This is a genomic window from Azospirillum sp. BE72 (assembly GCF_031455875.1).
GTDB lineage: Bacteria > Pseudomonadota > Alphaproteobacteria > Azospirillales > Azospirillaceae > Azospirillum.
The window spans coordinates 157,993-181,616 of the sequence record NZ_JAVDTO010000009.1 but is presented as its reverse complement, the minus strand read 5'-3'; the positions used below and the strand labels follow the sequence as shown (position 1 = coordinate 181,616).

The 23,624-nt window shown below is 68.6% G+C and carries 26 protein-coding genes; 11 read left to right on the top strand and 15 right to left on the bottom strand.

The features are described 5' to 3' along the window. Positions 1-22: 22 nt before the first annotated feature. The 9 genes from pqqA to J2Y49_RS21075 form a co-directional block, all read right to left on the bottom strand. Positions 23-352 (bottom strand): pyrroloquinoline quinone precursor peptide PqqA, encoded by a 330-nt coding sequence (pqqA, locus tag J2Y49_RS21115; protein WP_310116913.1) that lies wholly within the window; start codon positions 350-352, stop codon positions 23-25. 198 nt (positions 353-550) lie between these two features. Continuing rightward, positions 551-1,078, bottom strand: coding sequence for a formaldehyde-activating enzyme (gene fae / locus J2Y49_RS21110; protein WP_310116912.1), 528 nt, complete (start codon positions 1,076-1,078; stop codon positions 551-553). Positions 1,079-1,400: 322 nt separating this feature from the next. Next, a complete protein-coding gene (locus tag J2Y49_RS21105) occupies positions 1,401-1,823 on the bottom strand; it encodes a hypothetical protein (protein WP_310116911.1) in 423 nt (140 codons plus the stop codon). Positions 1,824-1,931: 108 nt separating this feature from the next. Further along, complete coding sequence (locus J2Y49_RS21100) at positions 1,932-2,903, bottom strand: PQQ-dependent catabolism-associated beta-propeller protein (RefSeq protein ID WP_310116910.1); 972 nt, start codon at positions 2,901-2,903, stop codon at positions 1,932-1,934. 16 nt (positions 2,904-2,919) lie between these two features. Next, on the bottom strand, positions 2,920-4,083 hold the full coding sequence (locus J2Y49_RS21095; RefSeq protein ID WP_310116909.1) for an ABC transporter substrate-binding protein: 1,164 nt from the start codon (positions 4,081-4,083) through the stop codon (positions 2,920-2,922). Positions 4,084-4,156: 73 nt separating this feature from the next. Next, complete coding sequence (locus J2Y49_RS21090) at positions 4,157-4,912, bottom strand: formylmethanofuran dehydrogenase subunit C (protein WP_310116908.1); 756 nt, start codon at positions 4,910-4,912, stop codon at positions 4,157-4,159. Further along, positions 4,909-5,820: a formylmethanofuran--tetrahydromethanopterin N-formyltransferase gene (gene fhcD / locus J2Y49_RS21085; protein WP_310116907.1), complete on the bottom strand. Its 912-nt coding sequence runs from the start codon at positions 5,818-5,820 to the stop codon at positions 4,909-4,911. Before fhcD ends, J2Y49_RS21090 begins: the two co-directional genes overlap by 4 nt. Beyond that, entirely contained in the window at positions 5,820-7,487 is a 1,668-nt protein-coding gene (locus tag J2Y49_RS21080; protein WP_310116906.1) for a formylmethanofuran dehydrogenase subunit A, read from the bottom strand. Before J2Y49_RS21080 ends, fhcD begins: the two co-directional genes overlap by 1 nt. Further along, the gene (locus J2Y49_RS21075; protein ID WP_310116905.1) at positions 7,481-8,749 is read right to left on the bottom strand and encodes a formylmethanofuran dehydrogenase; all 1,269 of its coding nucleotides are present in this window, start codon (positions 8,747-8,749) and stop codon (positions 7,481-7,483) included. The genes J2Y49_RS21080 and J2Y49_RS21075 overlap by 7 nt, the downstream gene beginning before the upstream one ends. A gap of 340 nt (positions 8,750-9,089) precedes the next feature. Between J2Y49_RS21075 and J2Y49_RS21070 the strand changes: the two genes are divergently transcribed. The 7 genes from J2Y49_RS21070 to J2Y49_RS21040 are packed head-to-tail and all read left to right on the top strand — an operon-like array spanning position 9,090 to position 15,707. Then, positions 9,090-10,106 carry a beta-ribofuranosylaminobenzene 5'-phosphate synthase family protein gene (locus J2Y49_RS21070; RefSeq protein WP_310116904.1) on the top strand — a complete coding sequence of 339 codons (1,017 nt, stop codon included), beginning with the start codon at positions 9,090-9,092 and terminating at the stop codon, positions 10,104-10,106. Between the two features lie 30 nt (positions 10,107-10,136). Further along, positions 10,137-11,042: a methylenetetrahydromethanopterin dehydrogenase gene (locus J2Y49_RS21065; protein WP_310116903.1), complete on the top strand. Its 906-nt coding sequence runs from the start codon at positions 10,137-10,139 to the stop codon at positions 11,040-11,042. Continuing rightward, the gene (gene mch / locus J2Y49_RS21060; protein WP_310116950.1) at positions 11,042-12,007 is read left to right on the top strand and encodes a methenyltetrahydromethanopterin cyclohydrolase; all 966 of its coding nucleotides are present in this window, start codon (positions 11,042-11,044) and stop codon (positions 12,005-12,007) included. Before J2Y49_RS21065 ends, mch begins: the two co-directional genes overlap by 1 nt. A gap of 5 nt (positions 12,008-12,012) precedes the next feature. Continuing rightward, positions 12,013-12,885, top strand: a complete 873-nt coding sequence (locus J2Y49_RS21055) for a triphosphoribosyl-dephospho-CoA synthase (RefSeq protein WP_310116902.1) — start codon at positions 12,013-12,015, stop codon at positions 12,883-12,885. Further along, entirely contained in the window at positions 12,863-13,948 is a 1,086-nt protein-coding gene (locus J2Y49_RS21050) for a hydantoinase/oxoprolinase family protein (RefSeq protein WP_310116901.1), read from the top strand. The genes J2Y49_RS21055 and J2Y49_RS21050 overlap by 23 nt, the downstream gene beginning before the upstream one ends. Next, positions 13,933-14,847, top strand: a complete 915-nt coding sequence (locus J2Y49_RS21045) for a quinoprotein relay system zinc metallohydrolase 2 (RefSeq protein ID WP_310116900.1) — start codon at positions 13,933-13,935, stop codon at positions 14,845-14,847. The genes J2Y49_RS21050 and J2Y49_RS21045 overlap by 16 nt, the downstream gene beginning before the upstream one ends. 26 nt (positions 14,848-14,873) lie before the next feature. Next, positions 14,874-15,707: a quinoprotein dehydrogenase-associated SoxYZ-like carrier gene (locus J2Y49_RS21040; protein WP_310116899.1), complete on the top strand. Its 834-nt coding sequence runs from the start codon at positions 14,874-14,876 to the stop codon at positions 15,705-15,707. A gap of 39 nt (positions 15,708-15,746) precedes the next feature. Here the strand turns inward: J2Y49_RS21040 and J2Y49_RS21035 are convergent, their stop codons facing one another. Both J2Y49_RS21035 and J2Y49_RS21030 read right to left on the bottom strand, forming a co-directional pair. Then, the gene (locus J2Y49_RS21035; protein WP_310116898.1) at positions 15,747-16,094 is read right to left on the bottom strand and encodes a hypothetical protein; all 348 of its coding nucleotides are present in this window, start codon (positions 16,092-16,094) and stop codon (positions 15,747-15,749) included. 189 nt (positions 16,095-16,283) lie between these two features. Further along, positions 16,284-16,478: a hypothetical protein gene (locus J2Y49_RS21030; protein WP_310116897.1), complete on the bottom strand. Its 195-nt coding sequence runs from the start codon at positions 16,476-16,478 to the stop codon at positions 16,284-16,286. 317 nt (positions 16,479-16,795) lie between these two features. Here J2Y49_RS21030 and J2Y49_RS21025 point away from each other — a divergent pair, with 317 nt between their 5' ends. Both J2Y49_RS21025 and J2Y49_RS21020 read left to right on the top strand, forming a co-directional pair. Beyond that, positions 16,796-17,581 (top strand): SDR family NAD(P)-dependent oxidoreductase, encoded by a 786-nt coding sequence (locus tag J2Y49_RS21025; protein ID WP_310116896.1) that lies wholly within the window; start codon positions 16,796-16,798, stop codon positions 17,579-17,581. Positions 17,582-17,633: 52 nt separating this feature from the next. Further along, positions 17,634-17,915: a GNAT family N-acetyltransferase gene (locus J2Y49_RS21020; RefSeq protein WP_310116895.1), complete on the top strand. Its 282-nt coding sequence runs from the start codon at positions 17,634-17,636 to the stop codon at positions 17,913-17,915. Positions 17,916-17,938: 23 nt separating this feature from the next. On the opposite strand, the gene J2Y49_RS21015 is transcribed toward J2Y49_RS21020, so the two are convergent. The 3 genes from J2Y49_RS21015 to J2Y49_RS21005 all read right to left on the bottom strand — a co-directional run bounded on the left by J2Y49_RS21015 (position 17,939) and on the right by J2Y49_RS21005 (position 20,600). Further along, entirely contained in the window at positions 17,939-18,619 is a 681-nt protein-coding gene (locus tag J2Y49_RS21015; protein WP_310116894.1) for a cupin domain-containing protein, read from the bottom strand. A gap of 25 nt (positions 18,620-18,644) precedes the next feature. Then, positions 18,645-19,241 (bottom strand): sigma-70 family RNA polymerase sigma factor, encoded by a 597-nt coding sequence (locus tag J2Y49_RS21010; RefSeq protein ID WP_310116893.1) that lies wholly within the window; start codon positions 19,239-19,241, stop codon positions 18,645-18,647. A 111-nt stretch (positions 19,242-19,352) separates the two neighbouring features. Then, positions 19,353-20,600, bottom strand: coding sequence for an MFS transporter (locus J2Y49_RS21005; RefSeq protein WP_310116892.1), 1,248 nt, complete (start codon positions 20,598-20,600; stop codon positions 19,353-19,355). A 293-nt stretch (positions 20,601-20,893) separates the two neighbouring features. Here J2Y49_RS21005 and J2Y49_RS21000 point away from each other — a divergent pair, with 293 nt between their 5' ends. Together J2Y49_RS21000 and J2Y49_RS20995 are read left to right on the top strand one after the other, a co-directional pair. Continuing rightward, the gene (locus J2Y49_RS21000) at positions 20,894-21,709 is read left to right on the top strand and encodes an enoyl-CoA hydratase-related protein (protein ID WP_310116891.1); all 816 of its coding nucleotides are present in this window, start codon (positions 20,894-20,896) and stop codon (positions 21,707-21,709) included. A 32-nt stretch (positions 21,710-21,741) separates the two neighbouring features. Then, the gene (locus tag J2Y49_RS20995) at positions 21,742-22,923 is read left to right on the top strand and encodes an acetyl-CoA C-acyltransferase family protein (RefSeq protein WP_310116890.1); all 1,182 of its coding nucleotides are present in this window, start codon (positions 21,742-21,744) and stop codon (positions 22,921-22,923) included. A 231-nt stretch (positions 22,924-23,154) separates the two neighbouring features. On the opposite strand, the gene J2Y49_RS20990 is transcribed toward J2Y49_RS20995, so the two are convergent. Then, on the bottom strand, positions 23,155-23,616 hold the full coding sequence (locus J2Y49_RS20990) for a DUF4126 family protein (protein ID WP_310116889.1): 462 nt from the start codon (positions 23,614-23,616) through the stop codon (positions 23,155-23,157). Between the last annotated feature and the right edge of the window lie 8 nt (positions 23,617-23,624).

Sequence of the window (23,624 nt, the reverse complement as noted above, 5' to 3'; positions counted from 1 at the left end):
GAGTGGGAACGTTCCGTGCCGGTTACAGGCCGGCGCAGGCGTAGGCGTTGATTTCCGTGCCGACCCGGATTTCGGCGGTCTTTGGTTTGCGCCAGGTTTTCATGTCCGTTTCCTCCGCTGGAATGGGCGAACCGGCATGATTGCCCTGATGCCCATTAGGAAATGGTACCGGTGATGTCCCGGCGCCACCATCACCCGAATGGATAGAGAAGTGAGAATTTAGGCTAGTTCTTTGTGCGATGCGAAATGAACTGCGCGACCGTTTTTCTTTGGAATTGGAATAAATCAACGCGTTAAGCGCTGATATGGCGCAATCCCGTGTTGGACCTTTATTTGAATCAAATATCCCCATCAGTCCGGCGTCGGTGCCCAGCCTGATTTTGGCGCTCAGGGCTAACCGCAGAATAGTTTAACGACGGAAGGTATTCGGTCCTTTGTTCGCTGCTCCGTTCAAGCAAGGCTGAAGGTGGCAACCACTTTCCGCGAATACGAAAGCCCCTCTCCCGCAAGGGGAGAGGGGCTTTCGAAAAGAGCGGATCTTGGTGAAGAATCACGCGGCGAACGGGTGCTTCGCGATGTCCTTCTGGTTCATCAGATCCTTGGCGGTGGGATAGCCGGACACCGCGCGCTCAATGGCCTCCTTGGTGGCGCGGTAGTTGTAATCCTGGATCTTGGCGTTGTCCTTCGCCTCCCAATGGATGAAGACGCCGACGCAGATGAAGATGTTGTCGATCTCGTCCTGCGGGATGGTGCCTTCGGCCACGCAGTCGGCGACGGCCTTGGCCACGCCGTGCTGGGCCGGGCCGAACATCTGGACCGCCTGTTCCGCACCCTTGATCGTGACCTTGTTGAACAGGATGGTCGAGGGCTTGCACTGAAGATTGGGGGCGATGACCGCCAGCAGGCTGGTGAAGCCGTCCTTGTTGTTGGTCAGCGCGTTGCAGAAGGCGGTCTCCGCGGCACTGCCGCGCGGCCCCATGATCAGGTCGATGTGGGCCACCTCGTTCCCGTCGCCGACCAGCGACTCACCCACCAGCACGCGATTGATTTTCGGGGATGACCCCTGCCACATGCCCATCGCCGTTTTCTCCCATGTTTTTGATAATCATTGGAGGACCGCCGCAGTCATGCGGTCACGCCGGCCAGTTCGATCCTGTCAGCTCAATCCGGCCGGGTCGCCGGTAACGCGGCATCTGGATTGTCTGAGAGTACCGGCGTCGGTCACGGTGGGCATTATGCCGGTTTGTTTGTTAGTAAAACAAACTCACAAAAGGGTTCCGGAGTACCTTGAAATCGCAGCCGCCGTCTTCGTGCCACACCAGTATCGACTGGGAAGGCATGGCCGTTTGGTGGTTGTTACCCCATCTTTGCGGCGGCTGCGATCGATGCGCTGGATGGTGTCACTGCTGTCCTTGCTTGTCGGTCGATCCGGCCGTTCCGCCCGACCCGCCCTGCGTCACCGGGTCGCCGCCGATGGTGCCTTGCCGCTGCTGCTGGAGCGACGTGTCCGGCAGTTGTCCGGTCGGCGCTGCGCTGCCGCCCCCGGTGGTCGATCCGCTAGCAGAACCGCTGGCAGAGCCGCTTGACGTGCCGGAACTGCCCTGAGGCACCGGAGCGCCGCCGATGGCACCCTGGCGCTGGCCGGGCAGGGAGTCGGACGGCAATTGCCCCTCGGTGGCCGCCGGGGCGTTCTGTGTGCTCGTGCCGGTGGTGGATTGGGCGGAAGCCGACGGGGCCATGGCTGCCATGCCGAGGATGCCGGCACCGACCACGGCTGCACAGGCCAGGGCACGGACCGGGCTGTTGGAGAGCTTCATTGTCATGATTACACCTCCCTAGGGCCGGGCCGTCGCCGACAGCCGCCGCCGCACCCGGCCTTCCCCTCAACCGGGCGCTGCGGTCGCAGGTTCCGCGATGTCGTCACCCATCCATTACGGTTTCACGACGACCCCCCAGGGTGCGCCGCCGACGGCGATGCTCTTGATGACCTTGTTGCGCTCCAGGTCGATCACCGACAGATCGTTGCTGATGCCGTTGGTGGTGTAGAGCCGCTTTTCGTCGGGAGAGAAGGCGAGGTTCCAGACACGCTGGCCGACAAGGAAGTACCGTTTCACCTCGAAGCTCTCGGTGTCGATCTCGGCGATCCGGTTGGCGGGGCCGAGCGCCACGAAGGCACGCTTGCCGTCGCGGGTCATCTGGATGCCGACCGCCTGGATCGCTTCGCGCCGGACGCCGGTGACCTCGAAGCGGATCTTCTTCACCACCTTGCGGGTGCCTGCGTCGATGACGCTGACCGTGCCGCCGATCTCGCTGGACACCCAGACATGCTTGCCGTCGTCGCTGAACCGGGCGACGCGCGGCCGGCTGTCGACCAGCACGTTGCCGACGACGGCGCGTTTCTCTGTGTCGATGAAATGCGCCATGTTGGTGGTTTCAGAGGTGTTGACCAGGATCTTGCCGTCGGGGCTGATGCCCATGCCTTCCGGCTCCACCCCGACCTGGATGTTGCCGATCGCCTTGCGGCTGGGGATGTCGATGATGGTCACCATGTTGTCGTCCTCGTTGGCGACATACAGCCTGTTGCCGTCGGGGGAGAGGACGAACAGCTCCGGATCGGGGCCGGAGGGCAGGGAATGGATCACCTTGCCGCTGGCGATGTCCACCACGTCGACGCGGTTGTCGTCGCCGGCGCAGACATAGAGCTGTGTTCCGTCACCGCTCAGCGTGATCCCGCGCGGCCGGCGGCCGACCTTGATCTTGTTGGTGATCTGCAGGCTGTCGCCGTCCACCACGGCGATCTGGTTGTCCTTCTCGTTGGACACGAAAATGGTTTCGGCCAAGACCGGTTCCGCAATCAGGGCCGGTGCGCCGAGGAACAGCATGGTGCACAGTAAGGAACGCATGGGGTGGTCCGCCTCTTCAACGGTTGAAACGGCATTTGCTTTCCGGCGCGTCGTCGCCGAGCGTATCGAGGGGCGTCACGGGGTGCAGGAACCCCTCCTGGGGCGACACCGAGACCAGCATACGCGGCCCGGCGATCAGAATGGGTTGCCGCATCTGGCCGTCCCATTTGCGGAAGGACAGGGCTTCGCCCTTGAAGCCTGCCAGTTCGAAATCAGGGCTGTGCAGATAGGCGACGAGATCGTCGAAGCCGGTGGCGCCGGTGCGGGTCGCCGCCTCGCCCACGCTGCGCACCGCCAGCCAGGCGGCGTAGTCGCGCGGCAGCATCCAGCGGTCGGCGAGCTTCTCGAACCGGCTTTGCAACTGGGTGCCGCCCCATTGCTCGTTCACCCGCGACCAAGCGGTGGCGGTCAGGCCCTGGGTGCCGGCCACGGGTCGGGGATGCCAGGTGCGGCCGTCGAGGTAATCGCCGAAATTCCCCGCCTCGTCGGCGACGACCAGCACGTCGTAGTCCGGTCCCTGGGTGGCGAGCGGGATGTCGGACTGGATGGTGGTGACGCCGGTGTCGGTGCGGCGGTTGCCGGTGTCGAAGGTCCAGCTCTTCTCGGCGACGATCCGGCCGCCGAAGCGCTTGGCGGCGCGGCGCACCGCGTCGGCATAGAGCGTGTCGCCGGGATCGCGGCCGATCAGCAGGCTCCAGCCCGTCCATTTCTTCCAGGCGAGATACTGCGCCAGCGCGTCGGCCAGCATGCGCCGGCTGGCGGCGGTGTGCAGGATGTTGGCCCGGCACTGCTCGTTGCGTAGCGCATCGTCGGGCGCGCGGGCGTTGAACAGCAGCATCGACCGGGCTTCCGGCCGATCGGCGACGGCGAGCAGCGCTTCGCCCGGCAGATCGGCGACGACGAAGCGCACGCCTTCATCGGCCAGCGCCTTCAGCCCGGCGGCGATGTCGCCGTCCTGGGGCAGCACCTGTTCCACCAGCCGGAAGCTCTGGTTCAGGAACATGCCGGTGGAGTTGTTGTCGGCCAAAGCCAGCCGGGCGCCCTGGAGACCCTCGTCGGTCGCCACCGGTTCGAGGAAACTGGCCGGCGTGCGCGGATCCTCCTGCCGTCCAAGATAGCCGATCAGAATGGACTGTCCGCCGGCATCCTGGGCCAATGCCGCCGCTGCCGGCGCGGTCAACAGAAGTGCTGCGAGCGGCAGGGCGGCGATGAGGCGCCTTCGTCCCGTTGCCTTCGATAAGTCGGAGCGTCGCCTAGACAACGGCCAGAATTTCACCTCTTCCTCCTTCCGCAAGATCGCCGATGAAGCGATGGGCGCGGGTGGTGCCCGCGCGCTCGAACCAGCTTCCGGTGCCCTCCAGCGCGCGGCGCAGCAGGTGCAGGAACAGCCAATCCCGCGTGCCGCCATCGGCGAAGCCATCGGGCACAGCCTCTTGCGGCCGGCCGATCAGCAGCGTGCCGCGCCGCATGCCGAAGCCCGGATGCGAGCCGCAGCCGCCAGCGACGGCGAGCGTGCCGGCAACCATGAAGGCGGCGGCATAGGCGCCGGCCCGGCCGTCGACGACGACGATCCCGCGCCGCATCCGCTCGCCTGTCCGGTCGCCGGCATCGCCGCCGACGCTGATCAGTCCGCCGCGCATCCCCAGGGGCAGTCCGGGCAGAACGCCGCCCAGGCTGTCGCCGGCAGTGCCGTCGATGCGCAGCAGGCCGCCGGCCATGCCCGCACCGGCATGGTTGCCGGCGTTGCCCGCGACCAGGATGCGGCCCATCGTCATGCCGGCGCCGACCCGGTGCAGGATGGCGCCGGCCGGCCGGATCAGCAGCCCCTCTGCCGCATCGCCGGCCGACAGCTCGAAAAGGTCGCCCAGCCGCGCCGACCCTCCGCCGCAGGGCAGCGGCACCCCAGCGATGGCATCCGCCGTCAGCCCGGCCAGCCGCTCCGGCAGCAGCGCGGACATGTCCACCATCATGCCGGCGTCGCCGCGATAGGTCAGGGACAGGCCGCTCATGCCATCACCTCGTGCAGATGGAAGTGATGCGGGCCCAGCTTGCCGCCATAGTTGCCGGCGGTGATCGCCAGCACGCCGGCCGCCGTCCCGCCGGCGACGGCGGCGGCAATCCCCGCCCGCATGCCGGCGCGGATAGCGGCCTCGTCGGTGCCGTCCAGCACCAGTTCCAGTACCGCCTCGACATCGGGCGACAGCAGCGTCTCGGGTTCGACCGCCCGCAAGGTCGGGCAGAATCGCGTGTTGGTCGAGGCGATCAGCGCCTTGTATTTCGAGCCGACCTTGGAGCCCGAGCGCACCACCCCGCCGGGGAAGGGCAGGATGATGCCGGGCAGCGGCCGGATCGCCGCGACCGCCGCCTCCGCAGAGGCGAGGCATTGGCGGTGGCTGGCGGCCAGGATCAGGAAATTGCCGCCGCCGATGCCCTTGCCCACGGCGACGCTGTCCTCGCAGACGAACTCCCCATCCATCACCGGCAGGCGCCAGAAGCGGCGGTCGCCGAACTTCTTGGAGATCTGGTGCCCGTCGCCGAAATAGCGCAGTCCGCCGCCGAGCGGGATTCGCTTGGCGCCTTTGAGGAGCCCGGCATAGCAGGCCGACCCCGGCGAGGTCATGACGCATTGCCCGACCCGGTTGACGACATGCTTGGCAAGGTCGCCGCTGGACATGCCGAAGATCATCACCGCCGCTCCCGGCCGGCTGTCCGGCGTTTCCTCCGGCGTCAGCAGCCGTTCCACCGCCGCCTCGCAGCCGCAGCCGATGACCGAGGTGGCGAACCCGGTCAGGCTGGAGGTCGCCGCATCGACCCAGGCGGGGGTGTCGGCGGTGACGACGAGGCGCGTGTAGGTCATCGGAAAGGCTTCGGCGAAGGTGTCCTCGATGCGCACGCCGTTGATCCGCAGCTCCGCCATCACGGCACCTCCCGCCGCCGGCAGGGGTGGAGGAGGGGGCCGGCGCCGTGGCGGATCTCCTCGTCGCAGATGCGGAAATGCTTGAGGGACAAGCCGAGGCGCTCGTCGAAATGGCGGGCGATGCGGCGCTCGATCAGGTCGTCGAAGCCGGGGCGGACGACATGGGTGCAGCCCTGGGCCATCGCCACCAGCGTCCCGTCGCGCACCACCAGCCGGCCGCTCTTGAAGACGAGGTCGGGCCGTTCGAACATGGCGCGCCGGTCGGGCCGGTCGGTGTAGACGGTGACGTCGGCCGAGGCCCCCGGCGCCAGATGCCCGCGGTCGGCAAGCCCCAGGATGCGCGACGGCGCTGCACGGGTCATGACGGCGATCTCCGCCAGCGTGTATTCGCGGGTGATCGAGCCCAGCGTGGTATGGGCCGGCGCGTCGGGATGGATTTCCGCCAGCTTCGCCAGCCGGTAATCCCGGTCCATCAGCAGCCGGATCAGCTCGGGATAGAAGGTGAAGGGCGCGCCGTTGGGGTGGTCGGTGGTCAGGAACACCCGCCAGGGATCGTCCAGCAGCAGGAACAGCTCCAGCCCGATCGCCCATTGCAGAGCGTTGACATAGGAATTGTCGCGATAGTGGAACGGCACCACGCCGCAGCCGGCGTCGCATTCGATGTCCATCGCCAGCCATTTGCGCGGGTGGGCCAGCGGCGCGGTGCGGCGCTGCGCCATGGTGTCGGCTGACGCGGTCACCGTCTGCCCGAACATCACCTGCCCGATGTCCACCGACAGGGTCGGCGTCCGGTTCACCGCCTCCGCCAGCGCCGCGGCGCCGGAGGAGAACTTGCGGTCGCCTTCCGTGTCGTAGCTGTGGAACTGGATGTGCGTCATGTGCATCGGCAGGCCCGACGCCGCCTGGATGGTGTCCAGCGTCGTGGCGACGTTGCCGGGAACGCCCAGGTTGCAGCCATGGACATGCAGCGGGTGGGGCAGTCCCAACTCGTACACCGCGCGGGCCAGCACGGTCAGGACGCTGCGCGGTGTGACGCCGTAATAGGGGCCGGGCTCGTCCAGATCGAGGCTGCGGGCGTTGAACTTGAAGGCGTTGATGCCGCCGGGATTGACCACCTTCACGGCAAGGCTCTGGGTCGCCGTCAGCATCCAGGCGACATAATCGTTGATCGCGGCCTGCCCGGCATTGGTGGCGATCAGGTCCAGCAGGAAATCGTCGCTGCCCAGAACCAGATAGCCGCCGGTGTCGATATAGGGGATGTCGCCCATCTCCATGTGCGCATGCCGGGCGTTGGAGCCCAGCATCGCCGGCTCGAAGGCGGCGGTGAATCCCATCTCGATATAGCGGGCGCCGGTCGTATGGGTGGAGGGGGTGGCAAGCCCGCTTCCCCCGCCGCAGCCGCAGGCGCTGCCGGCGAAGCGGTGGTGTTCGTGCTCCTCCCCCATCAGCAGGCGGGCGAGGTTGACCTTGCCGCCGGCGATGTGGCTGTGGATGTCGATAGCGCCGGCCATCACCACCTTGCCGGTCAGGTCGTGGGTGGCGTCGGGCGTGGCGCCCGCTCCCGGATCGGCGGCGATGCGGTCGTCGCGCAGCCAGAGGTCGGCGACCTCGCCATGCCGGCCGTTGGCCGGGTCGAACAGCCGTCCGCCGGCAAGCTTCGTCAGCATCCGGCCTTCTCCCTGGTATCGGCGGATTGCTCCAGCGCCACGAGCATCCGGCCGATCACGTCGGCGACGCTAGGCAGGCCCCGGTCGATCAGCGCACCCGCATGCAGCGCCACCACGCTGTCGGCGCGGAACACGTCGCCGGCATGGTCGATGCCCGGCGTCCCCACCGGAATGAACAGCGCCGGTTCGGGGGTGATGGCCGTCTCCGGCGGCGCCAGCATGATGACGCTGCCGCTGGTGCTGAACTCCGGCACTTCGGGCCGAAAGGCGGAGATCCACAGCGTCACGTCGGCATCGCGCAGCCGTGTCCGCCAGTCGAACCTGTCCGGGTCGTGTGACGGCGCGCCCGCCTCGAAGCCGGTGCGCAGCGGAAAGCCGGTGCGCCATGTGCAGGCCTGGTTGGCGCCGATCAGGTTGTCGGCACCGGACAGCGGCAGGCCGGCGCAGCGCGTCGTGCCGTCCACGGTGCGGACCAGCCGGACCAGCGCTTCGACGATCAGGTCCGGTTGAGGCCCGTCGAACAGCCCCGCCGCCCACACCACCACCGCATAGCGCGCGGCCCGCAGCCGGGCCGCCAGTTCCGCCATCCGGGCATCGTTCGACGCCGTCCGGCCCGCCAGTGCCGTCCTCAGTCTCGTGACCAGGGTGGCGAGGTCCGGCTGCGGGTCGGCCTCCATGCCCTGCGTTTCGATCTGGCCGGCAAGGCACTGCACGGTCTCGGGCAGCGGCTCCCCGCCCAGGAAGACGACGCTCCGGCCGCCGCCGGGGACGAAGGCCGGTGCCGGTGCCACCCAGCGTTCCCACAGGCGCGGGAAGGCGGCGGCCGGATCCGGCCCGACGACCAGGACGAGGTCGCAGCGGTTGCGCAGCTCCGCCAGGGTGGTCACCGACCAGCCGAAGCGCCGCAGGACCGCGAGGTTGCGGAACAGGGCGTCGGACCGCTCATGGTCCACCGTCGCCCCGATGCGTGCGGCGAGCGTCAATGCGGCGAGCACGCCCTCGACATCGGCGGCCAGCCCGGCGATCAGCGGCGCACGGGCGGCGCCCAGCAGCCGCGCCGCCTCGGCGACGGCTTGGTCCATGGGGACCGGAGTGCCGGCCATGCGGGCATCAGTCGTCACCGCCATGGGCCGGCGGAACAGCCGGTCGGCCTGCGGACAGCCGCTGGGTCGGGGGGCGATGCCGGAATCGTCCTGATCGATCCCGATGTCGCCGCATCCCAGCCCGCAGAACGGACAGAGGATTTCGGGGTGGAAGGTCATGGCCCCCCAATCGCCTGAGCGGAGAATGAACCGCGGAGAATGAACCCGGAAGCGCAGTCGACCGCATAGACCGCAGGAAATATCTCCGGTGGCCTATGCGGTGAATTTCAGATGAGCAGTCGTCTTCGCCGGCAACCGTCCAAGCATCGGCCCCGATACGGAACACCCGATGCTTGGATGTGATCGGCCACGGACATGCCGTTCGGTCCGTTCATGACCAGTTTCCTCCCCGGAAATCCGCACCCCATTCGGGTTACTGCGCGCAGATACTCGTTCGCGCTACGGACAATTTTGTTCGTAACGCTAACATTGTGCCGGGACCCGCGCAAAGGGAATGCAGATGAGCCACCAGCGCAATCGGATAGGGGAGGTGCGGGTCCATGCGCCCGCGCGCCTGCATGCCGGCTTCGTCGACCTCAACGGCGGGCTTGGGCGCCGCTTCGGCAGCCTGGGCATCGCCATCGACCGGCCGGCGATCACCCTGCGCATCCGTCCGGCCGACCGGCTGACCGTCGACGGCCCGTCCGCCGACCGTGTCCGGCGCAGCATAGAACGGCTGGGCCGCGAGGCCGGCCTATCCGATATGGTCGCCGTAACGGTGGAGGAGGCGATCCCGGCCCATGTCGGGCTCGGTTCCGGCACCCAGACGGACCTTGCCGTCGCGGCTGCGCTCGTTTGCCTGGAGGGGCGCCGCACCGCCGCCCGCGATCTGGCCCGCGCGCTGGAACGGGGCGCGCGGTCCGGCATCGGGCTGGCGGCTTTCGAACAGGGCGGTGTGCTGCTGGACGGCGGCCGGGGCGGGCTGGATGCGGCGCCCCCGCTGATCGCGCGGGCCGAGTTTCCCGACGACTGGCGCATCCTGCTTCTGCTCCACCGCGGCGGGCATGGGCTGCATGGGGCGCCGGAGGTGGAAGCCTTCCGGCGCCTGCCGCCCTTTCCGCCGGATGCCGCGGCGCATCTGTGCCGGCTGATGCTGATGGTGGCACTCCCGGCCTTGGCGGAGCGGGACGTGGAGGCGTTCGGCCGGGCCATCGGCGAGCTTCAGCGCACCGTCGGCGACCATTTCGCACCGGCCCAGGGCGGACGCTTCACCAGCCCGCTGGTGGCGGAGGTGCTGGCGTGGCTGGAGGCGCAGGGGATCGCCGGCGTCGGCCAGAGCTCCTGGGGGCCGACCTGCTTCGCCATCGTCGGCGATGCCGCGTCGGCGGAGCGGCTGGCGGGCGAGATGCGCGAGCGCTGGGCCGGATCGCCGCTGGAGGTCATGGTCTGCCGTGGCCGCAACGTCGGCGCGACGGTGGAGAACCTGAACGCCGGGACGGGCTTCGTGCCCGTGGTCCGGCGGGCGGCCGGCGAATAACAAGAGGTGAACAACTGAAGGGAGGCAGGCATGAGCGCCCCTTACGTGCTGCACATGATCACGCCGCTGGCGAATGTCAGCCCGTTCGACGTCAACATGGCGGTGGACGCCGGCATCGACACGGTGGTCCCCTATACGGGTATCGAAACCGCGCAGGTCGAGGCACTGACCCAGGATGCCATGTTCTCCCGCGACCCGAAGAACGCGGTGCGCACCGGCCTGTTCATCGGCGGGCGCGACGCGGCGATGGCGCTGGACATGCTCGACGTGGCCCGCAAGGCGATGTTCCCGCCCTTCCAGATCTCGGTCTTCGCCGACCCGTCGGGCGCCTTCACCACCGCCGCCGCCATGGTCGCGGTGGTGGAGCGTGCCCTGCGGCGGGCCGGTCTGGAGGGCCTCACCGGGCTGGACGTCCAGGTCTATGGCGCGACCGGCGTGGTCGGCGGCATCGCCGGGCTGATTGCCGCCCAGGCCGGCGGCAGCGTCACCCTGGTCAGCCACCGCGGCGTGTCGGCCGTGCAGGGCAAGGCGGAGGAGTTCGGGCGCCGCTATGGCGTGACGCTGTCCTGCGCCGACACGGCGAGCGCCGGCAAGGCGGCTCTGCTGGAGCGGGCGGAGGTCGTGCTCGCCTGCGGCAAGGCCGGGATCACGGTTCTGTCCGCCGAGGATCTGCGGGCGGCCAAGCGGCTGCGCGTGGCCGCCGACATCAACGCCGTGCCGCCGGCCGGTGTGGAGGGCGTCGGCGTACAGGACGACGGGGTTGCCTTGCCGACTGCATCGGGTGCTGTCGGCATCGGCGCCCTCGCCATCGGCAACGTCAAGTTCAAGGTCCAGCACCACCTGCTGGAGCGGATGCAGACCGGCGGCACCGCCGTCGCCTTCGATTTTCAGGACGCCATGGCCGCGGCGCGGACCATCGCCGGAAAGGCATCGTGATGCAGGATCGCCCCAGCCTGTCGGCTCTATCCGCCCCGCTCGCCGCCGCCCTGGTCGCCGATGCGGCACAATTGCGGATCGGCATCGACCGGGTTGCCGGTGCGACGGTCGTCGATGGCGGGATCGCCCGGCCCGGCGGGCTGGAGGCCGGACGCCGCATCGCCGAGATGTGCATGGGCGGCCTCGGCCGGGTGACGCTGCAGGCCGACAACCAGTCCGAGCGCTGGCCCTTCCAGGTGGCGGTGCACAGCACCGACCCAGTGCTCGCCTGCCTCGGCAGCCAGTATGCCGGGTGGAGCCTTTCGCACAAGGAGGAGGGCGGATCCTTCTTCGCGCTGGGTTCCGGCCCCGGACGCGCCGTGGCCCGCAAGGAGACGCTGTTCGACGAACTCGGCTACAGCGACAGCGGCGACCATGCGGTTCTGGTCCTGGAAAGCGGCACCGTACCGCCGGCCCCGCTGGTGGAACGGATCGCGGCCGATTGCGGAGTGGCGGCGGAGCGGCTGACGCTGGTGCTGACCCCGACGGCGAGCCTCGCCGGCACCGTCCAGATCGTCGCCCGCGTGCTGGAGGTCGCCCTGCACAAGGTTCATGCGCTGGGCTTCCCGCTGCATGATGTCGTCGACGGCATCGGCGTCGCGCCCCTGCCGCCGCCGGGCAAGGGCTTCGTCGAGGCGATGGGGCGGACCAACGACGCCATCCTGTTCGGCGGCACCGTCCAGTTGTTCGTCACCGGCCCCGACGAGGCCGCTGCCGATCTGGCCCAACGCCTGCCAAGCACGGAATCGCGCGACTATGGGCGGCCCTTCGCCGAGGTCTTCGCGGCGGTGAACAAGGATTTCTACGCCATCGACCCGCTGCTGTTCGCGCCGGCCCGCGCGGTGGTGACGGCGCTGGACTCCGGCCGCAGCTTCCATGGCGGGCGTCTTGCGTCCGGCATGCTCGACCGGTCCTTCGGGGGGTGACGGGGATGGGGCCCGGCGTCGCGGAGCTGTTCATGGCCGTCTGCCGGGCGGAGGTGATGGCGCTGAAGCCGGGGAACGTCCATGTCCACGCCGCCGGCCACGGCATGACGGTGGCGGACTTCCTCCTGTCGGCGGAGGTAGCGGCGCCGGAGATCGCCCGGCCCGGCGCAGCGGTGGGGGAACGGATCCTGCGGGCGGTGCGGGCGACGCGGGCGGCGGTGAACTGCAACACCAACCTCGGCATCCTGCTTTTGACCGCCCCGCTGGCCCGTGCCGCGGAGATGCCGCCGACCCGTCCGCTCCGTGACAGGGTTTGCGCCGTGCTGGAGGATCTGAGCGTGGAGGACGCGGAAGCCGCCTATGAGGCGATCCGCCTTGCGTCACCCGGCGGGCTGGGCCGCGCGGCGGAGCATGACGTCGCCGGGCCCGCGACGGTGGATCTGCGCACCGCCATGGCCGCGGCACGGTCGCGCGACCGCATCGCCGCCCAATATGCCGATGGCTTCCGCGACGTGTTCGAGATCGGCGTCTCCCGTGCGCGGGCGCTTGATGGCAAGGATGCCGTATCGATGGCCGAAGCGGTCTATCTGGACTTCCTGACCGCCTTCACCGACAGCCACGTCCTGCGCAAGCAGGGGGGGGCGGTGGCGGCGGCCTTGATGAGCGAAGCGCGGGAGCTGCGCCGGCAACTGGCGGGGGAAAAGTCTGACGCGGTCCGGCACGACCATCTGTTCGCCTTCGATGCAAGGCTGAAATGGCAGGGCATCAACCCCGGCACCTCCGCCGACCTCACCGTCGCCAGCCTATTCGCCCACTGGCTGGAGGACAGGGAACAGGACGCAAAGGATGACAGGAATGACGTTCACCCTCGGCCTTGATGTCGGCGGCGCGCACCTGAAGGCCGCATGGCTCTCCGGCGGCGAGTTGATCGACGTGGTGCAGGTGCCCTGTCCGCTGTGGCAGGGGCTCGACCGGCTGGAGGGGGCGCTGGCGGAGGTCGCGGGATGCCATCGGCCGCTGTCGGATGTGGCGGTCACCATGACCGGGGAGCTTGTCGACCTGTTCGCCGATCGTGCCGACGGGGTCGGACGGATCCTCGACGTGCTGGCCGCCGGATTGCCGGGGGTGCCGCTGGGGGTGTTCGCCGGCCCGGCCGGTTTCCTGCCCGCCGCCGAGGCGCGCGATCGGGTTGCGGAGGTCGCCTCGGCCAACTGGCATGCCACGGCGGCGCTCGCCGCCCTGGCGCTGCCGGAGGGTATCCTCGTCGACATCGGCAGCACCACCACCGACATCGTGCCCTTCGCCGCAGGCTGCGTCCTGCATGCGGGCTACACCGACGCGGCACGGATGGAGACGGGCGAACTGCTCTACACCGGTGTCGTCCGCACCCCCATCATGGCGGTCGCCCCGCAGGCTCCCGTCAACGGCGTCTGGCGTGGCGTGATGGCGGAGTATTTCGCGACCATGGCCGATGCCCACCGGCTTGCCGGCACCCTGCCGGAGGGGGCCGACCTCCACCCGACCGCCGACGGCCGCGACAAGGGTCTGGAGGCCAGCGCCCGGCGCCTTGCGCGGATGGTCGGTGCCGATTCCGGCGACCCGGCGAACGGCGGCGACGCGACATGGCGCCGGCTCGCCAACCATTTCATCGACCACCAGATCCGCAGGATCGAGGACGGGCTGGCCCAGGTGGCCTCGCGCGGGGTGGTTCCGGACGAAGCTCCCCTGGTTGGGGCCGGGGTCGGCCGCTTCCTGGTGGAGCGTGTGGCCGCGCGCACCGGCCGTCCCTACCGCTTCCTGATGGAGGCGGCCACCCTGCCGGAATGCTGGCGGTCCATCGCCGCGGACTGCGCACCGGCGGTCGCCGTGGCCCTGTTGAACGCGCTTGGCCGGGCGCCGGACGGAACCCGGCGGGGGAGGGCGGCATGGGCGTCCGCCTGATCCTCGCCGCGATATTGTCCGTCGCCGCAGCCGCACCCGCATGGTCGGAGCCGCTCGCGGTGACGGAGATCGCGCCCGGCATCTTCGTTCACCAGGGCGTTATCGCCGAACCGGCGCCGGACAACCGGGGCGACACCGCCAACATCGGCTTCATCGTGGGCGGCAGCGGCGTGGCGGTCATCGACACCGGCGGCACGCCGGAGCTTGGCCGCCGCCTGCGCGAGACCATCGCCGCCCGGACCGACAAGCCGCCGGTCGTCGTCATCAACACCCACATGCATCCCGACCATGTGTTCGGCAACGCCGCCTTCGAGGGGGTTCCAATCATTGGCCACGCCAACCTGCGGGACGCGCTGGCGGCCCGCATCGAGGTCTACCGGCGCCGGCTGGCCGACGAACTGGGCGCTGAGGCCGCGGCCGGGATCGCGCCGGTGCGGGTGGACCGGCCGGTGGGGGAGGAGGTGCGGATCGACCTCGGCGACCGCGTCATCGTCCTGACCGCCCATCCGACGGCGCACACCAACAACGACCTGACCGTCTTCGACCGGCAGACCGGGACGCTGTTCACAGGCGACCTGTTGTTTCTCGACCATCTGCCGGCGGTGGACGGCAGTGCGGTGGGCTGGCTGCGGGTGATCGACGCGCTCGGGCGCATTCCGGCGGTGCGCGCCGTTCCCGGACACGGCCCTGCCGCCGTCGATTGGCCGGGCGCGCTGGATCCCGAGCGGCGCTACCTGACCACGCTGGTGGAGGGGGTGCGGCGGGTGCTGAAGGCCGGCGGCAGCATCCAGGAGGCCGTCGCGCATGTGGCGGAGGATGAACGGGACCGCTGGCTGTTGTTCGATGTGTACAATCCGCGCAACGTGACGGCGACCTTCGCCGAGCTGGAATGGGAATAGGAGCGCGATACGGGAGGGAGGAAGCGATGACCGGATATCCGATGCGGAAGCCGCAGGAGATGGCGCTGCCGATGGCGCTGGCGGCGGGGTTCCTGATGATGCTGTCCATGCCGGCGCTCGCCGCCGCCGATGCGGCGGAGGATGCCGCGCGCTGGGACCTGCTGCGCGACATGTATTTCAAGGATCGTCCGGTCGAGGAGGCCGGCGACCGGATGCGGATCGACGCCCCGGCGCGCGCCCACGACGCGGCGCTGGTGCCGGTGCGGGTGGAGGTGGATCCCTCACTTCGCCTGAAGTCGCTGTCTCTGCTGGTCGACAAGAACCCGGTGCCGCTGGCCGCCACCTTCCGCTATGGCCCGGCCAGCGCCGGCAGCACCATCGAGACCCGCCTGCGCGTCAACGAATACACCAACGTCAGCGCGGTGGGCGAGACGCAGGACGGGCGGCTGCTGATGACGCGGGTCTTCGTCAAGGCGGCCGGCGGCTGTTCGGCCCCGGCTCTCAAGGACCCGCAGGAGGCGATGGCGCGGCTCGGCCGTATCAAGGTCAAGCTGCCGGAGACGGCCGGTCCCGGCGGCCCGGCCGACGCGCAGCTGCTGATCAGCCATCCCAATGCCAGCGGCCTGCAGTTCGATCAGGTCAGCCGCACCTACATCCCTGCCCATTATATCCAGTCCATCGCCATCCGCGTCGGCGGGCGGACGGTTCTGGAGGCGGACACCGACATCTCGATCAGCGAGGATCCGAATCTGCGCTTCAGCTTCATCCCCGTCGAGGGCGGCAGTCTGGAGGTGACCGCCCAAGACACCAAGGGCGCCACCTTCAGCCAGACGGTGCCTTTGGCGGCCGGGGGCGGATGAGAGCGGACCGTAAAGAGGCGCGCCTCAGAAGCACTGGCCTCAGAAGCACTGCCGGTCGGCGGCGACCTGGGCTTGGCGGAAGCGGTCCATCAGGTCCTTGGCCCAGCCGGAACTGCGGAAGATCCCCGCCCGCTCGCCCGGCATGTCGGCCATCACCTTCACCGTTTCGATAGCGGTGTAGTCGTCATAGGTGATCCGGTCGGCGATGGCGTCGATGCTGCAGGCGCATTTCTCCATGACGATGTGCGACTGACCGTTGGCCGCCATGCAGGCGATCACGTAATCGGCCCGCGCCGCCGTGGGATAGTCGTTGGCCGGACCGGCGGCGGCGGGAAGCGCCGTCCCGAGGAAAATTGCCGCGAGACCAAGCGCGATGCGAACTGGCATGCCCGGAATTCTCCCCCTTTGCCCGCGGATCGCAGCCGGTGAGCCGCGATCATCCATCCGCGATGATTTCACTATATAACAATCATCGACACGGATTGAGCTCGTCCACTCCAAAGGAGGGGGGCCTCCTTCGGAGTGGATGGGTTGGGAAGGCGGGGACGCCGTACGGGAAAAGATGCGTCCGCCGGGTCAGACCTGACGCGGTTCGCACTTCCAGCGGCGGACTGTATATTTCGGGTGCTGTTCCGCCCATTCGGCGGCCCGGAACATGCCGTTGCGCGAACAGGCCATCACATTGGCGAAAGGCTCCTGGAACGACGGGCGTTCGATGGTGCAGCGGTCGGGGCTGGATACGAGGCAGACCACGAAGAGCAACTCGATCATGACATCTCCAGAGTCAGGAATGTTGCGGACGACCCCGTTTGACCTCCGCCGTTCGGGTTCATTTCATGGTTATGTTGCAGTGCACAACAAGCAGAGCGTCCGAGTCAAGACCTCTGATGTATGACATCGCATGTGTGCATGAACATTGGGACCACGCCCTATGTCTCGATTCAGCGATCGTTTGCGCTCCGTGTGAAGCGCAACTCCGTCCTGACCGGAATCGCATCGACCTGTGGCTCGGGCGGAAGACGGGAACCGAACCGCCGGACGCACGGTTGGCTTTCCCGTCTCTTCAGTCTTGGTCGGAGTGGAAGGTCATGGAGTTGTCGGGGAAGGTCGCGCTGGTCACCGGTGCCGGGTCGGGGATCGGCAAGGCGTCCGCAGTGCTGTTCGCCAGGGCCGGGGCCAGCGTCGGGGTGCTGAGCCGCACCGAGGACGAAATCCGCAAGACCGCCGAGGAGATCGTTGCTGCCGGCGGCAAGGCGCTGGCGCTGACCGCCGATGTCGGCGACGACGCGGCGATGCGGCAGGCGGTGGACCGGCTGGCGGCGGAATACGGGCGGATCGACATCGTCTTCGCCAATGCCGGCATCAACGGCGTCTGGGCGGCCATCGACGAGCTGACGCCGGAGGAATGGGACCGTACCATCAACACCAATCTGCGCGGCACCTACCTGACGCTGCACCATGCCGTTCCGCATCTGAAGAAGGCGGGCGGCGGGTCGGTGATCGTCATGGCGTCGATCAACGGCACGCGGGTGTTCAGCAACACGGGCGCCACCGCCTACTCCTGCACCAAGGCGGCCCAGGTCGCGATGGTGAAGATGCTGGCGCTGGAACTGGCGAAGGACCGCATCCGCGTCAACGCCATCTGCCCCGGCATCATCGATACGGAGATCCCCGACAACACCGAGTCCCGCAACCTCGACTCCCTGCGGGTCCCGATCGAGTATCCCGAGGGCAAGGTTCCTCTGACCGACGGGAAATCCGGCGACAGCTTCGACGTGGCGGAACTCGCCCTGTTCCTGGCTTCGGACCGGGCCAGGCACATCAGCGGCACGCCGGTGTGGATCGACGGAGCGGAATCCTTGCTGGTCGGATGAGCATCGGGCATTCGTTGGTCTTCAAACAATCGGTCGGAAAGGCGGAACTTCCATGAGCGTGACTGAAACCGTGCGGAACAATGAACAGCTCAACCGTTACGAGCTGACCGTCGACGGTGACACCGCGGTGGCGGAGTACGAGTTGCGGGACGGCAAGATCGTCTTCACCCACACCCACGTGCCGGAAAGCATGTCCGGCAAGGGTGTCGGGTCGGCGTTGGCGAAGGGCGCCCTGGATGATGTCCGCGCCCAGGGAAAGAAGGCGCTGCCGCTCTGCTCCTTCATCGAGGCCTACATCAAGCGCCATCCCGACTACGCCGACCTCGTGGAGTAGGACAGGAGACCGGGCGGGGGCGGTCAGTCCGCCCGCCCGGTCTCCTCGCCGTCGAGGAAGATCAGATCGCCGTCCAGCAGGAACAGGCAGATGCAATCCTCCTCGCTGGCTCCGCGGGCATGGTGGTCGGTGGGCGCGACATAGTGGGCGACATCGCCCAGCTCATAGTGGCCGTATTCGTCGCTGAAGGCGCCGCGCAGCACCAGGAGGAGTTCGTCGGCCGTGTGCCGGTGCGCCGGAACCGGGGCGTCATGCGCCATCCGCAGCAGGCAGATGTTGGTGCCGGCAAGCGTCCGTTGCCACGCCGACAGCCAGACGCCGGGCGACAATTCCGTCCATGACCCGCAATCCACCGGGCTGTCGATCGCCTCCGGCAACCAGCTGCGCAGCGGTTCCGGCACCAGCCGGCCGGCCGGTTGCCCTGCAATGTCGGACACGCGCGGCACCGTTTCCTCCGCCGATACCGGCGGGGTTGTCAGCAGCCCGTCCATCCGGTCGAGCAGCCCGTCCAGATCGGTGGCGGCCTCGCCGGGCAATTCCTCGAACCAGCTTCCGCACAGCGCCTCGAAGGCCGCGACGCGCCGGCGGCAGTCGGGACAATAGGCGAGGTGCGTCGCCACCAGCAGCGACTTGCCCACCCGCTCCTGTCCGCTGGCATAGCCGATCAGAAGCTGGTCGTCCGGATGATGGTGGGGGAACGTCACGCCCGGTCCTTCATGCCTGAGTCCTTCATACTGAGTCCTTCATGCTGCGCTTCAGATGGCCGAGAGCCAGGCGCAGCCGTGTCTTCACCGTCCCAAGAGGAACGTCGGTCACCTCGGCGATCTCCTCATGGGTTTGTTCAAGGAAATACGAACGCCGCAGCACCTCGGATTGGTTGGGCGCCAGCGTTTCGATCGCGCCGTGCAGCTGCCGGCTGCTCTGCACCAGCTGTGCGGCCTCCTCCGGCGTCGCCTGCGACAGGGGCGTCATCGCCGGATCGTCCATGTCGGGGGCCGGGCGCGTCTCCTTGCGCAGGCGGTCGATGCGGCGGTTGCGGGCGATGGTGAAGATCCAGGTGCCGACCGACGCCTGGGCCGGATCATAGCTGCCGGCCTTCAGCCACACGGTCAGCATGACCTCCTGGACCAGTTCCTCCGCCACGCCGCGGTCGGCACCGAGCTTCTGGCAATATTGCAGGATGCGGGGGGCGAACTGGCGGAACAGGGCGGCAAAGGCCGCGCGGTCGCGCTGTTGCGCGACCGCGCGGACCAAATCCCCGAAGCTGTCGTCGGCCGGGCTCTGCGGCACCGCGTCCTGCGGCGACGGCCTCTCAGAAAACGGCATGCAACCACCAGCCAGCATTCCACCGGCCGGCAGCTTACCCCGAACTCCTTAACGGCTTCCATTGCCTTTGATTGCGGGGAGGGCGAACACTCGGCGAACGGACGAGCAATGTTATTGCGGAAGCGGCGGCTTCAGCGGGCCGAGCGGGTCCAGCGGGCCGACCGTCGGCGTGGTCTGGGGCAGGGCGCGGAAAGCCGCCTGCGCCTCGGCCGGCAGCGGCGGGCGGACGCGGGTGCGCCACAGGCCATACAGCGTGGCGCAGAGCGCACCGCCTGCGATGAAGGCGAACAGCCCCTCCGGCCCGCCGGCGGACATCATCGCCGACGCAAGCGGCGGCCCGATGATGGCGCCGATGGAGTTGGCGAGGATCAGGCCGCCGCTGGCCGACACCAGATCCTCCCGCCGCACATGGTCGTTGGTGTGGGCGAGGCAGATCGGATAGAGCGTGAAGGACAGCCCGCCGAACAGCGGCGCAACCAGCATCAGGGCCAGCGGCTGGTCCATTCCGGCGGCGGCGATCATGCCGAAGCTGGTCAGCGACAGAGCGGCCGACAGGCCGATGATCACGGTGCGCCGGTCGAATCGGTCCGACAGCCGGCCGAGCGGCCATTGCAGGGCCATGCCGCCCAGGATCAGCGCCGACATGAACAGCGCCGTTCCCGACACCCCGAAGCTGGAAGCCGCGCCGAACACCGGGGCCAGCCCATAGATCGACCCGGTGATGGCCCCGCTGATGAAGACGCCGGCCACCCCCAGCGGCGAACTCTCATAGAGCCGCCGAACGCCGAAGGAGGAAACCTTCGGCAATTGCGGCGGCGTGGTCCGCGTCAGGGCCACCGGCACCAGGGCCAGCGACATCAGGATCGATACGATCATGAAGATCCGGACCCCGGCCTCGTCGTCCAGCCGCAACAGCTGCTGTCCGATGCCCGAAGCGCCGTACAACGTCACCATGTAGGCCGACAGCATCTGCCCGCGGCTCTCGTTCGTCGCGGTGCCGTTCAGCCAGCTTTCGATGCACATGTAGAGGCCGGCCATGCAGAAGCCCTGCGCCAGCCGCAGCAGGGCCCAGAGCGGCACGTCGACGAACAGCGCATGAGCCAGCGCCGCCACCGAGACGATGGAGGCGAAGGCGGAAAAGGACCGGATATGACCGACGCGGGTGATGACGCGATGGGCATAGAGCGACCCCAGCGTCAGCCCGGCATAGAAGGCCGCCGTGATCAGCCCGACCGCCGTCGGGCCGGACTCCGTCGCCGACAGCCGCAGCCCGATCAGGGTGGACAGGGCGCCGTTCCCCAGCATCAGGAAAGCCACGCCGAGCAACAGCGAGGCGACCGAACGCGCAACCGATGGCATGCCGTATCTCCCCGTCCGCCGTCAGCGCTTGGTGGCCGGTAAACCGGTCAGGAGGCGATGATGCATGACGGGACTCCACTCTGCTGTTCCAGGAAGGGGCTCGGGCCTTTTCAGCCGTGCCTTTTCAGCCGTGCCTCGGCCTGATGTCCAACAGCCAAGTCCCGGATTTGGTCCGCCCCCGTGATGCGCGGTTTACCATTGGGACAACCAGACCGTTGACAGGGCATACCGTCCGGTAACATACCTTCCATGAAGTAGATTTCGCATCAAATGATGTTCGGGGAGACGCCATCATGTCCGACACCGCCCCGCCGGTCCTTCTCACCCGCGAGGGGGCCGTGTCCTGGATCCGGCTGAACCGCCCTGCTGTGCTGAACGCGCTTGACGAGCCCACCGCCGCCGCCCTGCTGGACGCCTGCCGCAGCGTGGCGGATGAGGGGACGGATGAGGGCGGGCAGGGGCCGACCCGCGTGCTGGTCATCGCCGGCAACGGCCGCGGCTTCATGGCCGGCGGCGATGTCGGCCGCTTCAACGACGATCCCACCGCCGCCCCCGCGGTGGCCGGCGCCATCATCGCCCACCTGCACGAGGCGGTGCGCATCCTCGACCGGCTGGACGTGCCGGTGCTGGCCTCGGTGCATGGGCCGGTGGCGGGCGCGGGCATGAGCCTCGCCACCGCCGCGGATCTCTGCATCGCCGCCGACGACGCCAAATTCACCATGGCCTATGCCCGCATCGGCGCCACGCCGGACGGGTCGGGCAGTTTCCATCTGCCGCGTCTGGTCGGGCTGCGCCGCGCCATGGAGTTGGCGATGCTGTCGGAGGTGATCGACGCCGCGGAGGCTCTGCGCATCGGGCTGGTCAACCGGGTGGTGCCGGCCGCCGATCTGGCGGCGGAGACGGCGAAGCTCGCCGAACGGCTCGCCGCCGGGCCGACCGTGTCCTACGCCGGCATCCGCCACCTGATGCGGCAGTCCTTCACCCAAACGCTGGACGGGCAGCTGGACGCCGAGCGCGACCGCTTCCTTTCCACCGCCGAAACCGCCGATTTCCGCGAAGGCATCGCCGCCTTCACCGCCAAGCGCCGGCCGGACTTCACCGGCCGCTGACCCTTTCCTCCGCCCGAGAAGTGGACCCAACCATGCAGAACGACATCGTCATCGTCGGCGCCGCCCGCACCGCCATCGGCGGCTTCGGCGGCACGCTGAAGGATGTGCCGCTGACCCAGCTCGCCACCGTTGCCGTCAAGGCGGCGCTGGAGCGTTCCGGCGCCGCGGCCGACGCCATCGGCCATGTGGTGATGGGCAACGTCATCCCGACCGAGACCAACGACGCCTACCTCAGCCGCGTCGCCGCCATCGACGCCGGCATTCCGATCGAGGTGCCGGCCTTCAACGTCAACCGGCTCTGCGGCTCGGGCCTGCAGGCCATCGTCTCGGCGGCGCAGGCCATCGCGCTCGGCGACTGCGAGGTCGCAATCGGCGGCGGCGCGGAATCGATGAGCCGCGGCCCTTATTTCGTTCCCAGCGCCCGCTGGGGCACCCGTCTCGGCGACGGGGCGCTGGTCGACTACATGAACGGCATCCTGCACGACCCCTGGCAGAAGATTCACATGGGCGTCACCGCCGAGAACGTCGCCGCCCGCTACGGCATCGACCGCGAGGCGCAGGACGCCCTGGCGGCGGAAAGCCAGCGCCGGGCCGCCCGCGCCATCGCCGAGGGCCGCTTCAAGGACCAGATCATCCCGGTCGAGATCCCGTCGCGCAAGGGCACCATTGTCTTCGACACAGACGAGCATGTCCGCGGCGACGTGACCCCGGAAGGCCTGGCGAAGATGAAGCCGGTCTTCAAGAAGGACGGGTCGGTCACCGCCGGCAACGCCTCCGGCCTCAACGACGGCGCCGCCGCCGTGGTGCTGGCCGATGCCCGCCGCGCCCAAGCGCTGGGTCTGAAGCCGCTGGCCCGTCTGGTCGGCTATGCCCATGCCGGCGTCGAGCCCGACTACATGGGCATCGGCCCGGTCCCGGCGACCCGCAAGGTTCTGGAGCGCACCGGCCTGTCGGTCGCCGACATGGATGTCATCGAATCGAACGAGGCCTTCGCCGCCCAGGCCTGCGCCGTGATCCGCGAACTGGATTTCGACCCGGCCAAGGTGAACCCGAACGGCTCCGGCATCTCGCTCGGCCATCCGGTGGGGGCAACCGGCGCCATCATCACGGTCAAGGCCATCCACGAACTGCACCGCATCGGCGGCCGCTACGCCCTGGTGACCATGTGCATCGGCGGCGGCCAGGGCATCGCCGCGGTCTTCGAGCGGGTGTAAAGGGGCGTCCAAGCGTCTGGTTTGCGCATTTGCATAAGGACCTGGTTCGCTGAAGTAGCCCCTCTCCCCTTGCGGGAGAGGGGTTGGGGTGAGGGGACACAAGTTACTAATTTCCAACGGCTTTCGGCCGCCTGCACCCCTCATCCCAACCCTTCTCCCGCAAGGGGAGAAGGGCTTCAGAAGCGGTTATGTCGTCGCCTTCCGCGCCAAGTGCGGCAACCTCTCTGTACCTCAGGCCGCCGCCACGATCAGGACGGCGGCGGCCAGCGCGACGGCATCCTCCAGTAGGGCGGCCGGGCGGTCGCGGCCGAAGGCGGCGGCCATGCGCATCCGCGCCGCATAGCCGAGCAGCGTCCCCGCGACCGCCCCGATGCCGCCGGCAACCAGCCCGCCGATCCAGAATCCCGCATCGGCGCCGATGGCGGCACCCGCTATGGCCCCGCCGGCGATGCGGCTGGCGAAGGGGAAGGGCAGCTTGCGGCTGGGGGTGGTGGGCAGCTTGTCGACGATCAGTTCCACCACCGCCATCGCGGTGAAGACCCAGGGCGACACCGGGTGCCCCAGGAAGAACAGCCAGTTGCCGGAAACGTCCAGCCAGCCGGCGTAAGCGGCCCAGCTGACCGCCGCCGGGGCGATCAGGGTGCGCGAACCGGCGACGGCGCCGATCAGAAAGGCGAGGATCAGGGCAAGCATCGGCGGGG

Excerpts from the sequence above, each read along its gene's own strand:
- pqqA (WP_310116913.1), bottom strand. The coding sequence starts at position 352 with ATGGGGATATTTGATTCAAATAAAGGTCCAACACGGGATTGCGCCATA.
- fae (WP_310116912.1), bottom strand. The coding sequence starts at position 1,078 with ATGGGCATGTGGCAGGGGTCATCCCCGAAAATCAATCGCGTGCTGGTG.
- J2Y49_RS21105 (WP_310116911.1), bottom strand. The coding sequence starts at position 1,823 with ATGACAATGAAGCTCTCCAACAGCCCGGTCCGTGCCCTGGCCTGTGCA.
- J2Y49_RS21100 (WP_310116910.1), bottom strand. The coding sequence starts at position 2,903 with ATGCGTTCCTTACTGTGCACCATGCTGTTCCTCGGCGCACCGGCCCTG.
- J2Y49_RS21090 (WP_310116908.1), bottom strand. The coding sequence starts at position 4,912 with ATGAGCGGCCTGTCCCTGACCTATCGCGGCGACGCCGGCATGATGGTG.
- fhcD (WP_310116907.1), bottom strand. The coding sequence starts at position 5,820 with ATGGCGGAGCTGCGGATCAACGGCGTGCGCATCGAGGACACCTTCGCC.
- J2Y49_RS21080 (WP_310116906.1), bottom strand. The coding sequence starts at position 7,487 with ATGCTGACGAAGCTTGCCGGCGGACGGCTGTTCGACCCGGCCAACGGC.
- J2Y49_RS21075 (WP_310116905.1), bottom strand. The coding sequence starts at position 8,749 with ATGACCTTCCACCCCGAAATCCTCTGTCCGTTCTGCGGGCTGGGATGC.
- J2Y49_RS21070 (WP_310116904.1), top strand. The coding sequence starts at position 9,090 with ATGAGCCACCAGCGCAATCGGATAGGGGAGGTGCGGGTCCATGCGCCC.
- J2Y49_RS21065 (WP_310116903.1), top strand. The coding sequence starts at position 10,137 with ATGAGCGCCCCTTACGTGCTGCACATGATCACGCCGCTGGCGAATGTC.
- mch (WP_310116950.1), top strand. The coding sequence starts at position 11,042 with ATGCAGGATCGCCCCAGCCTGTCGGCTCTATCCGCCCCGCTCGCCGCC.
- J2Y49_RS21055 (WP_310116902.1), top strand. The coding sequence starts at position 12,013 with ATGGGGCCCGGCGTCGCGGAGCTGTTCATGGCCGTCTGCCGGGCGGAG.
- J2Y49_RS21050 (WP_310116901.1), top strand. The coding sequence starts at position 12,863 with ATGACGTTCACCCTCGGCCTTGATGTCGGCGGCGCGCACCTGAAGGCC.
- J2Y49_RS21045 (WP_310116900.1), top strand. The coding sequence starts at position 13,933 with ATGGGCGTCCGCCTGATCCTCGCCGCGATATTGTCCGTCGCCGCAGCC.
- J2Y49_RS21040 (WP_310116899.1), top strand. The coding sequence starts at position 14,874 with ATGACCGGATATCCGATGCGGAAGCCGCAGGAGATGGCGCTGCCGATG.
- J2Y49_RS21035 (WP_310116898.1), bottom strand. The coding sequence starts at position 16,094 with ATGCCAGTTCGCATCGCGCTTGGTCTCGCGGCAATTTTCCTCGGGACG.
- J2Y49_RS21030 (WP_310116897.1), bottom strand. The coding sequence starts at position 16,478 with ATGATCGAGTTGCTCTTCGTGGTCTGCCTCGTATCCAGCCCCGACCGC.
- J2Y49_RS21025 (WP_310116896.1), top strand. The coding sequence starts at position 16,796 with ATGGAGTTGTCGGGGAAGGTCGCGCTGGTCACCGGTGCCGGGTCGGGG.
- J2Y49_RS21020 (WP_310116895.1), top strand. The coding sequence starts at position 17,634 with ATGAGCGTGACTGAAACCGTGCGGAACAATGAACAGCTCAACCGTTAC.
- J2Y49_RS21010 (WP_310116893.1), bottom strand. The coding sequence starts at position 19,241 with ATGCCGTTTTCTGAGAGGCCGTCGCCGCAGGACGCGGTGCCGCAGAGC.
- J2Y49_RS21005 (WP_310116892.1), bottom strand. The coding sequence starts at position 20,600 with ATGCCATCGGTTGCGCGTTCGGTCGCCTCGCTGTTGCTCGGCGTGGCT.
- J2Y49_RS21000 (WP_310116891.1), top strand. The coding sequence starts at position 20,894 with ATGTCCGACACCGCCCCGCCGGTCCTTCTCACCCGCGAGGGGGCCGTG.
- J2Y49_RS20995 (WP_310116890.1), top strand. The coding sequence starts at position 21,742 with ATGCAGAACGACATCGTCATCGTCGGCGCCGCCCGCACCGCCATCGGC.
- J2Y49_RS20990 (WP_310116889.1), bottom strand. The coding sequence starts at position 23,616 with ATGCTTGCCCTGATCCTCGCCTTTCTGATCGGCGCCGTCGCCGGTTCG.